This is a genomic window from Nostoc sp. T09, assembly GCF_002154695.1.
Taxonomy (GTDB): Bacteria; Cyanobacteriota; Cyanobacteriia; order Cyanobacteriales; family Nostocaceae; genus Aulosira.
Genome location: NZ_MTAV01000073.1, coordinates 24,288 through 35,928, shown reverse-complemented (window position 1 = coordinate 35,928; position 11,641 = coordinate 24,288). Strand labels below are relative to the sequence as shown.

Genomic DNA, 11,641 nt, shown 5'->3' with positions numbered 1-11,641 from the left:
GGATGAGGACAAAACCTTGTCAACCAAAAGGGTTTCACATTAAGTTGACACGTATGAGCAATGCTAAACCCCTACGCGAAATCTATATGTATCACGATTTTCGTGAATTGGTATAAGAGTGAATATCCCTTCACAATCCAGATAGGATTGCTATCCAAACGCACTTTGTAAACTTTTCTTGAATTAAAGATTAATAGCTATAACCTAACGCTGACAAATGTTGTAGCTATTTTTTTTTAAAACAACAGCTTGTACATGGAGACAAGTGCATAAATCAAAAAACACTACCCCATTAACTCTGATGAAAGGGTTCAAAACCAAACAGGTAAAGCAAGCGAGCTAAGTTCAATTTTGTTAACCACATTGCCAAGGCTTAATCCAGGCTTAAAACTGAGCGCTGACTAATCTATAAGCAAGCTGTGGTTCAGATGAAAATCTGGCTTTTAAAAGACCTTACATTATCCCAATTAATTAGGGTTAATTAGCCGTATTGGCTTACCCTTTTGAAAAAAATGACTGCTAGATATTTTGAATTTCTGTAAACAAAGGAGAAAAATCATGTCTAAAGAACAGCATTTACAATTGGCAGAAAACAATACTGAATTGGCTGTTATTTCAGCGTATGAACTAAAGGAGTCTGAATTAGAAGCTATAAGTGGCGGTGCTTCAACACAGGTTTGTACCACTACATATAGGCTCAACGGCCAACCCAAAATGACAACCTGCACTACTACTACTACTAACTAGTCAGATGTTTTCATTGGCATAGCCACAAAAGTATTAGCGTAATACTTGACTATTCAGGGTAAAAGGTAAGGATAAATATAAAATTCTTAATCCTTAACTTTTACTCTTTTATTAAATGCATATTGATTAAAAAAGATATATTAATCATAAAAATTAAATATAAAATTAAGCATCGATAATCAATATGAAATACCAAATTGTTAAACAACACAGCGAAGAAGACTGTGGTGCTGCAAGTCTTGCTTCAATTGCCAAATATTACGGTAAAAATTTCACTATTAAGCGCATTCGAGAAAGTGTAGGAACTGGACAACAAGGAACTACATTACTAGGCTTGAAGCGAGGCGCTGAGAGCCTTGGTTTTAATGCACGAGCAGTTAAACTACCTCTGGAAGCTTTTAACGAAAAAACTATTCCTTTACCAGCGATTATCCACTGGAAAGGCTATCATTGGGTGGTTTTATATGGCAAGCGAGGCAATAAATACGTTGTTGCTGACCCTGGTGTCGGTATCCGTTATCTAGAAAAAAAGTGGCTCCTAGAAGCGTGGACAGATGGAGTAATGCTTCTCCTCGAACCAGATCCAGTCCGCTTTTTTTCTCAGGAAGATGAAAAAAATAAAATTGGCGGTTTTGGGCGCTTCCTTAAGCGTGTCTGGCCATATCGCGCCATTGTTGTCCAAACTTTGTTGCTTAACTCAGTTCTAGGTTTACTCTCCCTCGCTTCTCCATTTTTGCTGCAAATCCTGACTGATGATGTGCTAGTTCGCGGAGATATGCAACTTCTAACTAGTGTTGCTATTGCAGTGATTATCATGCGCTTGGTTAGCAGTAGCCTGCGATTAGCGCAATCAAATCTGATCGCTCACTTTGCTCAACGTCTGCAACTAGGGCTAATTTTTGAATTTGGACGGCAAATTTTACGCTTACCTTTAAGTTATTACGAATCTCGGCGCAGTGGCGAAATTGTTAGTCGCCTAGAAGATATTCAACAAATTAATCAGTTAATTTCTCAAGCCGTTGTTAGTTTACCTAGCCAACTTTTTATCGCCCTAGTTTCCCTAGGTTTCATGCTGTTTTACAGTATAAAACTCACAGCTTTGGCTGGTGCGATCGCTCTTTTAATGACTCTCTCTACAGTGGCTTTCTTACCCACCCTACAGCAAAAGATTCGCAGTGTTTTGGTCTTATCAGCCGAAAACCAAGGGGTTTTGGTCGAAACTTTCAAAGGCGCGATTACCCTAAAAACTACTGCGGCTGCTCCCCAATTCTGGGAAGAATTCCAAGTTAGATTTAGTCGCCTTGCTAACTTTACCTTCCGCACTATTCAAATTAGTATTATCAACGGTATCTTCTCAAACTTAGTTTCCAGCATCGGTAGTATTGCCTTGCTGTGGTTCGGCAGTACTCTGGTGATTCATCAGGAATTAACTATTGGGATGTTACTAGCATTTAATAGTATGAATGCTAACTTTACCGCTTTTATTGAAACTACTATCGACTTTGTTGATGAATTCACTCGTGCCAAAACCGCTACTCAACGCCTCACGGAAGTTATTGAAGCTACTCCAGAAACTTTAGATAACAGTCAAAAGCCTTGGGTGACAATTAAAAGCAACGCAGGCATCACCTGTACCAACCTCAACTTTCATCATGCAGGCAGAGTTGACTTGTTGCAAGATTTCTCCATCACTATCCCTGGCGGTAAGGTGATTGCCTTAATTGGTAAATCTGGCTGCGGTAAAAGTACTTTGGCTAAATTGATTGCAGGTTTATATCAGCTTCAGTCTGGTAATATTCGCTTCAGTATTTATAACTTGGAAGACCTTTCTTTAGAATGTCTACGACAACAAGTGGTGCTAGTTCCCCAAGATGCACACTTTTGGAGTCGGTCGATTATGGAAAACTTTCGTTTAGGTTCGCCGAATATTAGCTTTGAGCAGATTGTGCAAGCTTGCGAGATTGCTGGGGCTGATGAGTTTATTAGCAAACTCCCCGATAAATATCAAACTGTCTTAGGGGAATTTGGCGCTAATCTTTCTGGTGGTCAAAAGCAGAGATTAGCGATCGCGAGAGCCATTGTCAATAACCCACCAGTGTTGATTTTAGATGAATCTACTGGCGCACTCGATCCAGTTAGTGAAGCTCAAGTTTTAAACCAGTTGCTTACTCACCGCCAAGGTCAAACCACAATTTTGATTAGCCACCGCCCCAAAGTCATCCAGCAAGCCGATTGGATTGTCATGCTAGAGCAAGGACAATTAAAAATTCAAGGTTCTCCAGAAGCTCTATCTCATCAACCTGGTGAGCATTTAGACTTTCTCGGTGGTGTTGATTTATCAGTAAATGGTTTTGCCAAAAATCCTGCCAGTTTTCATCTCAATGGAAGTTCTTCAACCAGCATTCGCTAATCTCTACTAAAAAAACTGTCATGGTTAGCTACTTAAACCCAAACTCTCTACCCCAAGTTCAAAGCAATGATTTTCTCCCGCCGATTAGTCCTTGGGTAACACTAGGCAGTTTGGTACTTGTTGGTGGTGTTGGGGGAGCGATCGCACTTGCTTCTGCGATTGAATATAAGGTAACCGTTAAAGGACAGGCAACTGTCCGGCCTACGGGAGAATTACGGCTAGTGCAAGCAGCGACAGAAGGTCAAATTACAAACGTTTTTGTAAATGAAAATCAGGCGGTGAAAAAGGGAGATGTACTAGCCACTATTGATGACTCTCGCCTGCAAACGAAAAAAAGCCAATTGCAAAGCAATATCCAGCAGACGCAATTGCAACTACTGCAAATCGATGCTCAAATTAAGGCACTAAATCGTCAAATTAAAGCAGAAACAGAACGCAAAAATCGTGCGGTGAATTCGGCTCAAGCCGCACTCAATCGCGCCCAACGCAATTATCGAGATCAACAAATTACTGCTAAGGCGGATGTTGAAGAAGCCCAGGCGAACTTAAGCAAAGCAGAAAAAGAATGGTATCAAGCACAAATCGAGCTACGCTCATCTCGTGCTAATCTGCAATCGACAGAAGCGGCGTTGAAAGCAGCCCAAACTAAACGCGATCGCTATCAAAAGGTAGTGCAAGCAGGAGCGTTATCTCTCAATCAATTAGAAGAAGTGCAGTTAGAGGTAGTGCAACAACAACAAGCAGTTGAGATGCGACGAGCCAGTATTGAGGCGCAACAACAAATTATTGCCCAGCAACAACAAGCCGTAGCCGCAATGCGAGCCAAACTGCAACGCACTCAAGCTGCTCTTAACCCTAGTAATGCAGAAGTTGCGATCGCTAAACAGAGTATTGCCCAAGAAAGTGCTGGCGGTCAAGCCACTCTCGCCACCCTCAACCGAGAATGGGAAGCACTGTTTCAGCAGCGAATTCAAATGCGGAATCAGCTGCAACAGGATACTAAAGAACTACAACAAGTGGAAAACGACCTCAGCCAAACCAAGATTACAGTTACCGAAGATGGGATAATTTCTGGGCTAAATTTACGAAACCCAGGCCAATCGGTGCGTATAGGCGAGGAAATTGCTCAAATTGTCCCTAGCAATGCTCCCTTAGTCATCAAAGCTGCTGTTTCACCTGAAGATGTAAGCCAGTTAGAAAAAGGTCAACAGGTACAGATGCAGGTTTCTGCCTGTCCCTATCCCGACTACGGTACTCTTAAAGGTGTGGTTAGTCACATTTCTGAAGATACCATTAAATCTCAAAAGGGTGAGGCTTTGCCCAACGTTACCAATTCTTCTTTCTACGAGGTGACAATATTGCCCGATACCTTGTCCTTAGGTAGAAGCAACCATCAGTGTACTATTCAGCCGGGAATGCAAGGCAGAGCTGATATTATTTCGCGACGAGAGACAGTCTTGAAATACATGCTTAGGAGAGCTAGGTTAATTACAAACTTGTGACCATCAGGCGATCGCCCTACGCTACGCGATCGCCATTGCCAAATAAAATAAACGATTCTTCCGGCTGTCCATTGGTAAATGCGGCGTGAGTTGCCACTGGAACTGGTGCGTCTTGGGCTATTGGCTATATTTCAATACAGTTCAGATAAGCCTGTTTTGTCTGCCTCTGTTCCCTGTTCCCTGTTCCCTGTTCCCTTGCCTCCACAGAGGAATTTTCTTAACTGAACCGTATTGGGCTATATTTTGCTGGCAATTCTCTTTTTCTATGTCGATTGGCAAGAAAGACGTAAAACTTGATGTAATCTCTCCCCATTTCAGGCAAACTTATTAGTAAAACAAGGTCGAAGAAACACTCATGACTACTAAAAGCAATTTGCAAGGTGATATGAATAACGCTATTGGACAGTTTCATCAACAAGATGAAGAAATATTCCAATGGACAAAGCAGTGGTATCCGGTAGCAGTTGTAAATTTCTTAGATCCATCTCGCCCACACGCAATACAGTTACTAGGAAAGGATCTTGTTCTGTGGCGAGACAATTTTAACAAATGGTCTTGTTTTGAAGATTGTTGTCCGCATCGACTAGCTCCTCTTTCTGAAGGGCGTGTTGAGTCTGATGGCACACTTTTATGTGCATACCACGCTTGGCGTTTTGATTCGCAGGGTAACTGTGTGAGTATTCCCCAGTCAAAAGATAAGCAAACAGCCTCTGTGCACTGCTCAAACTCTAGGTCATGTGCTGTTAGCTATCCAACACAAGAACTTCAAGGTCTACTGTGGGTTTGGGCTGAGTCAGGACAAGAAGCACAGCTTGAAAGTCAATTGAGAACACCAAGAATTATTCCAGAACTTGAGGATAAGTCACTTCAAGTAAGACATTTGTTTTGGAATATCCGTGATTTAGCTTACGGATGGGACTTTTTTATGGAGAATGTTGCTGACCCTGCCCATGTGCCTGTCTCCCACCACGGTATTGTAGGCGATCGCTATAAAGATGCTAATTACTATGACATGCTTTCCATCAAGCAGATGTCTACTCAAGAAGGGTTTGCCTTTGAAATCACACCGACAGCACCCACAATTAAGCAAGCGATACACGATTTTCAACCACCCTGCCATATGAGAATTGTCTCAACGTCTGTTGATGGTGGCAAACTCATTCTGGCATTATATGCTACCCCAACTCGTCCAGGATGGTGTCGTCATATTGGCTGCCAAGTATTGGTTAAGAATGAGTCCGGAAAAACACCCAAAGGATTAGGAATATTTGGTCTACCATTGCCAACTTGGCTAGGTCATGTTTTATCATCCTTATTTTTACATCAAGATTTGGTATTTCTCCATTACCAACAGAAGATTCTAGCAAAACGGCAAAATAGCCGATGGCTGGATGCAGTCTATACACCCAATCCTCAAGACAAAATGGTTATTACATTTCGCCAGTGGTTAGAAAAAAAAGCTGGCGGTAGTATCCCTTGGGCTTGTGGGCATAGTTCTAATCTTTCCCCCGCAGAACTAGATAAGCAAAAGCTTTTTGATGTCTGGACAACTCACACTCAACATTGCTCTGTTTGTCAAGATGCTCTTAACAATATTAAACGCCTTTATGTATTAGCTTATGGGTTGGCTGTAATTTGTTTGTTTGTAGGTGTAATTATTGATGCAAGGGCTATAGCGGTAAAGGCTGCCCTAGCATCTGTAAATCACATACCGATACCGCTTTTAACGGTTTTTCCCCCTATCGGATTCTGGTGGACGCTTGCAGGCGCAACGCTATTTGCAGTGGTAGGATACTTGTTGCAGAAATTGAGCCGATTATTTTACGTTTATGAGTTTGAACACGCCCACAATGACTAATAGATTTGTCTTCCTCATGTCACCGCACTTTTTATCAATTTCAGACGCTATTACAACGGACAACCTTTACGGAATGTCGTAGATAAAAATGCTGGTTATTAATAATCAGTATCGTTTTATCAATTAATAACGTTGTCAGGTGGGCAATGCCCACCCTACAGTCTAATTACAAGAGATAAATTCCCGGCTTCTTCAATAAGTTGGGAATCTTATTTTTTGTCTTCAAAATGAGGACTAAAATCCTCACTTAGATTACTCTTGCTGCAAGAATTGTTGTAAATGGGGTTGATCTAAATTTAAACCAAGTTCCTGTGCTTTAAGTTTGATTTCTTCTGGTGTAAGTTTTTGTTGGCTAGCAATAGCAATTAAACTTATAGCGGTTGCTCTTGCACCCGCAGCACAATGAACTAATACTGGTTTAGGTAAATTGTCTATTTCCCAGATGGCTTTTTCTACCAATTCTTGATTTGCTTCCGAGGGATTGATCGCGATGTTAGCATAATTTAAGCCTGCGGCTTGTGCGTGCTGCTGTTCTTCATGTAAAAAACCTTGTTCGTTAGGAGAACGCAGATTTAGAACTGACTTAAATCCTTGCTTTGCTGCTTGTTGTAATTGTTCGGGAGTGACTTGTCCGGCCGAACTTAGTTCCTCGCTAACTTTTTTCGTCGGGAGTGCGGCAAATCTAGCATAGCGCTCTATATAAAATTCTTTTGAGTTTGCGATCGCCTTCACAGCTTCTCGTTGACTTACCGCATCCCACCATCTTTGTATTCTAGTGAATTCTTTTGGTAATTTAAAACCTCGATAATGCTCAATTGCTGACCAACGTTCAAACCAAGGATAGAATGTCAAGTCAACTAAACTGATAGCTTCGCCAAACCAATAGGGACCATTACTCGATAATTTTCCCAAGCCTTCGTTTTCAATAAATCGCAAATGAAGCTCTAGTTCTTGTGTAGCTTGTTTTTGCGTTTGGGAGTCTTGAGAACGCAGCAAACTAGAGAAAGCCGGAACAAATCGAGTATTTGCAAAATCGATCCAAATTCTTGCCTGTGCCCTACTAATAGCATCCTTTGGTAATAAGGAAGGCTCAGGAAAAACCTCATCCAAATATTCATTAATAATTGCCGATTCCCAAACTCGCTCATTGCCATGTTTAATAACTGGCACTTTGCTATAAGGTGAAATATCTGTAAAATTTGCTGGCTTATTCTGCAAATCAATCTCAATTAGGTCAAAGTCAACACCTTTTTCTAAAAGTACTAAACGCGACCTATGAGCATAGGGGCAAACAACTGCACTGTAAATTGTAATTTCTGCCATATTTTACCTCTGTAATTCAACAAAATAAGGAAACGGGGCATTAGGCATTTATCACTTCTCATCCTTAAACCTTGACTCTTATTAAGAATTAACTCAGCCAAGGTATTTCTTCAGGAGCATAACGAAAAGCACGAAAAACTGAATTTTGCTCTCCCTTAGCTACTAATGCCGATTCGCCAGGAGCATTTTGAGGCGCAAAGTAAGGATTAATATATTCCCAAACAAGTTCTCCTGTTGCTGTCACTTCAAAAATCCGACCAAAAGCACCCTCGGTAATTAAGGTATTGCCATTAGGTAAGCGTTGTGCACCCGAAATATAAGAACTGAAAAAGTTATGTGGTGGGTTATCAGTATATTCCCAAACTATCTCCTTGGTTTGTCTATTTACTTCAATAACACGGGAGAAATTCAAAGCTACCTTCTGCCGATGGGCACCATTGTCAAAAATTAGCAAGTTGCCGTTAGGTAATTCATTAGGAAAATGTTGTTGAGCAAGAACATCATCTCCTAGTTCCCAGATGATTTTTCCGGTATGACGCTCAACAATTACCACTGTTGAGATATTACGGAAACTCAAAACAATATTGCCATCAGCAAGTTCTCCAACTGTGTTGCCATGTGTCCATTCATGGCGTTGGTCTTGTTTTGTAATTACATATTTTTCTGGATCGAGATGTTCGTAAGCGTGCCAACTCCAAACTATTTCACCCTCTGGAGTTACTTCATGAATGACATCAGCATAGATATCACCATCTACTTCTGTCTCAGCTACACCACCTTTGATTTGGGAAACTAAAGATTTTGGTATCTTTTCTAAAGCTAGTAAAATTGTGTTGCCATTACGCAGACGGCGACCATCATGATGATGGTCTGGATGATGATATTGCCACACAACTTTACCTTGGGGATCTACTTCTAAAACTACCCCACCTTTAAACAAAGACCAGACAGGGAAACGTGGTGGAATCTCTGCTGTTTTCCCGTTATAGAAGAGGTTGCCATTAGGTAGAAGATAGCCATATAAACCTGGAGGATATGGTAGTTGCCATTGATGTACGACTTTACCTTCCAAATTAATTAAGTAGACTTCACCTTTACCAGTAAGTGGTGTAAAAAGTGTGTACCCAGAGAAAACTTTTTCAGGATTATATGCTTTTAAGCCAGTACCCCGACGACGAATAGTATTTTGTTCAACAAAAGTAGTTGCTAATGTCATAATTTTACTGAATTTCTCAGCCTTCAATCTGCGTGATATCAATGCTTGGATAGTATGGAAAGCAGACATGATTTGCTTTCCATATCAGATTTTTAGAAAAACTACTTAAAATCGGTAGGTTAACCGTATTTAGTAAAATCAACTTTTGATTATTGCATACATATCTATGGATAGCAAGCTGATAAAAAATTACTAAAATAGCCTACAAATATAAAAAAGTACACCCTTAACAAGGTGTACTTTAAAACTATAGGAATCCGATTTGATTATTGAAAAATCTGCGTATATTTCAGAAATCAAGTATGAATCCTATACAAACTTAACTACGACTCCGAAAACCTTGTTGCCCATTAACTGGATCAAAAAGTACATCGTATTTGTCAAAAAATCCAATCCCACTATTCACAACCACAGGATTATCAGCCTTTGCAGAAACATTGATATTCCAGAGATTAAACCCGTCACGGTTTCCGGGTACAAGGCTGTAGTCAAAAACGCGAGGAATTCCCACCTTGAGCGCATTTTCTGGGCGTAACTTTCCTGGTTTGAGTTTACCCATTAGGGAAGCAGACTTAAATTCCGCAAAACCACTACTTATTCCAGTATCAGCGACCATTTTACCGTTACAGGTGTTTTTCATTGAACTCCCAGAGATAGTTAAACAAACTCCGTTGAGTCGAGCGTCCCACCTGTTACCGGGTATACCATTAATCGCAGGTTGTTGACTTAAAGAAACCATCTTGAAAGCTTCTCGATTATTTGCTGTTAAACCGAGAATCAAGCTACCGTTGTTGCTGCTACCGCCATTACCACTAACGATAAATCCGTTACTGAGATTTCCTGGGAGTTTTCTTAATGGATTATAGGGAAGTGCCTTTTCAGAATAGTTGACACCGATAATACCGGAGAATGGCGTACCACTTTTCGCAGAGCAATTAGGTTTTTGGGGGATACATTGGCGACTGGTAACGATTTGCACGGGAATAGGTTCCTCTGTGGAGATGAAACCAATCCGCATAGTTGTGTAAACTAACTCTCCTTCTAGGACAGTACCATCGCTTAATACTTCTTTGATAATTTGACCTGTTCTGTTAATGGGAGCATTCCCTAAAAATTCTTTAGGAACTCTCAGCCCAGCAGAACCTGTATCCATTAATAAACGTTTTGGCTGACCACCTGCTATTGCTACCTCCATAAAATAGCCGCGCACCCGTTGACCGATGGAACCTTTTGTATACAAAGGAATTGATATTGTATTAAAACTGGGCTTGCGGGCTGTAATTTGAGCCGTATCGCGCACAGCAGGATTAGCAAAAAGTTCTTGAAAGCCAGCTTGTCGCTGTGCTACTGATTCTGGTGCATAGTCCCAAAGGCTTTCATAGTAAAAAAAGGTGGCACCTAAACCGCGTTGTTTAGCCGCCCGGACTTGAGACTGAATGTGTTGCATGGAAACTGGGCGATTTCTCAACCCTGCCATAATACCGATACCAGTTGGTATTAATTGTTGTGTTTCTATGATTTCTGGGCTTGTCAGTTTACTGTAAAAACTTTCCAAATCATTACGGTAAAGCTGGACAACAAGTTCGTCTACAATACCCAACCGCACCCAGTTGAGCCAGTCTTGGAGTTGATATTTGTAAGCAAAGTCGTAGTAATTGGGAGAAACAGAGAAAATTGCATTGGGTTTTCTGGCTTTCACAGTTTGGTTTAGCTGAAGCATAAACGCTGTGATTTTATCTGCTCGCCATTGCTTCCATGCTTGGGCTTGAGGATTGGGTGGGGGAGGGCTGCCAGTTTCCTGAGTATATAGGTTAATTGTGTACTTGTCGTAGCCAAAATCAACAGGTAAACTCATGTGATCGTCAAATTGAATGCCATCAGCGTCATATTGAGTGATGATTTCCATGACGAGATCGGTAATAAACTTCTGTACTTCTGGGTGAAAGGGATTCAGCCAAGCCACCTCACCCGCAGCCGTAATCGAAGTTTGGGTTCCATCCTGCTTTTGCGTCAGCCAATCCGGATGGTTTGATGCTAGTTCTGAAGTTAGAGGAGCCATGAAACCAAACTCAAACCAAGGTATGGCTAGTACTCCTTGGCGACGGGCTTGAGTAATGATGTCTGCAATGATATCTTGTCCCTCTCTACCTTTGAAGAAGAAAGGGATACCCGCTTGTTTTGCTACTGCACTGGGATATTTTGGATAACCATCATTCCAAACTACGGGATAAATGGTGTTAAAGTTCAATCGGCGCAGTTGAGCAATGGCATCTTGGAGTTTAGCGCGATCGCTCAAAATATCAAAGTCATTATTAGTTAGCCAAACCCCGCGAATTTCTTGAGTAGGTAACTGCGATAGTTGAGCAGTTGCAGGGTTGAGGTTTTCCAGCAGCAACACTGTAGCAAATGATATCGCAAAAATAACTGGTAAAAGGCGCTTAATTGATCGCCAACCTTGACGAATGAAAGGCAATTGCATAGGTCTGAATAATAAGTTAGCTAACCAAGCGTTAAATTGTATACTTTTGTGATGGAACTGAGTTGCCATTACTGCCTAAATAATTATGCTTAATACAGGACGTTAA

7 protein-coding genes are annotated in these 11,641 nt (G+C 41.1%); 4 read left to right on the top strand and 3 right to left on the bottom strand.

From position 1 onward, the window contains the following. The first annotated feature begins 558 nt into the window (after nucleotides 1–558). The 4 genes from BV372_RS15750 (at nucleotide 559) to BV372_RS15735 (ending at nucleotide 6,517) form a co-directional block, all read left to right on the top strand. Nucleotides 559–747 (top strand): hypothetical protein, encoded by a 189-nt coding sequence (locus tag BV372_RS15750; RefSeq protein WP_086687438.1) that lies wholly within the window; start codon nucleotides 559–561, stop codon nucleotides 745–747. 184 nt (nucleotides 748–931) lie between these two features. Continuing rightward, a complete protein-coding gene (locus BV372_RS15745) occupies nucleotides 932–3,157 on the top strand; it encodes a peptidase domain-containing ABC transporter (RefSeq protein ID WP_086687437.1) in 2,226 nt (741 codons plus the stop codon). 20 nt (nucleotides 3,158–3,177) lie between these two features. Beyond that, the gene (locus BV372_RS15740) at nucleotides 3,178–4,659 is read left to right on the top strand and encodes an HlyD family efflux transporter periplasmic adaptor subunit (RefSeq protein ID WP_086687436.1); all 1,482 of its coding nucleotides are present in this window, start codon (nucleotides 3,178–3,180) and stop codon (nucleotides 4,657–4,659) included. 355 nt (nucleotides 4,660–5,014) lie between these two features. Further along, nucleotides 5,015–6,517 (top strand): Rieske 2Fe-2S domain-containing protein, encoded by a 1,503-nt coding sequence (locus BV372_RS15735; RefSeq protein WP_086687435.1) that lies wholly within the window; start codon nucleotides 5,015–5,017, stop codon nucleotides 6,515–6,517. 252 nt (nucleotides 6,518–6,769) lie between these two features. Here BV372_RS15735 and BV372_RS38385 read toward each other — a convergent pair whose 3' ends face one another. The 3 genes from BV372_RS38385 to BV372_RS15720 all read right to left on the bottom strand — a co-directional run bounded on the left by BV372_RS38385 (nucleotide 6,770) and on the right by BV372_RS15720 (nucleotide 11,604). Further along, on the bottom strand, nucleotides 6,770–7,840 hold the full coding sequence (locus BV372_RS38385; protein WP_373270773.1) for a glutathione S-transferase N-terminal domain-containing protein: 1,071 nt from the start codon (nucleotides 7,838–7,840) through the stop codon (nucleotides 6,770–6,772). 88 nt (nucleotides 7,841–7,928) lie between these two features. Beyond that, a complete protein-coding gene (locus BV372_RS15725; protein WP_256973243.1) occupies nucleotides 7,929–9,125 on the bottom strand; it encodes an aryl-sulfate sulfotransferase in 1,197 nt (398 codons plus the stop codon). 250 nt (nucleotides 9,126–9,375) lie between these two features. Next, nucleotides 9,376–11,604, bottom strand: coding sequence for a glycoside hydrolase family 10 protein (locus BV372_RS15720; protein WP_179198111.1), 2,229 nt, complete (start codon nucleotides 11,602–11,604; stop codon nucleotides 9,376–9,378). Nucleotides 11,605–11,641: the final 37 nt, after the last annotated feature.

What these genes read in the sequence shown, in the direction of transcription:
- BV372_RS15720 (WP_179198111.1), bottom strand. Translation starts at nt 11,604, where the DNA reads ATGGCAACTCAGTTCCATCACAAAAGTATACAATTTAACGCTTGGTTA.
- BV372_RS38385 (WP_373270773.1), bottom strand. Translation starts at nt 7,840, where the DNA reads ATGGCAGAAATTACAATTTACAGTGCAGTTGTTTGCCCCTATGCTCAT.
- BV372_RS15745 (WP_086687437.1), top strand. Translation starts at nt 932, where the DNA reads ATGAAATACCAAATTGTTAAACAACACAGCGAAGAAGACTGTGGTGCT.
- BV372_RS15750 (WP_086687438.1), top strand. Translation starts at nt 559, where the DNA reads ATGTCTAAAGAACAGCATTTACAATTGGCAGAAAACAATACTGAATTG.
- BV372_RS15740 (WP_086687436.1), top strand. Translation starts at nt 3,178, where the DNA reads ATGGTTAGCTACTTAAACCCAAACTCTCTACCCCAAGTTCAAAGCAAT.
- BV372_RS15725 (WP_256973243.1), bottom strand. Translation starts at nt 9,125, where the DNA reads ATGTCTGCTTTCCATACTATCCAAGCATTGATATCACGCAGATTGAAG.
- BV372_RS15735 (WP_086687435.1), top strand. Translation starts at nt 5,015, where the DNA reads ATGACTACTAAAAGCAATTTGCAAGGTGATATGAATAACGCTATTGGA.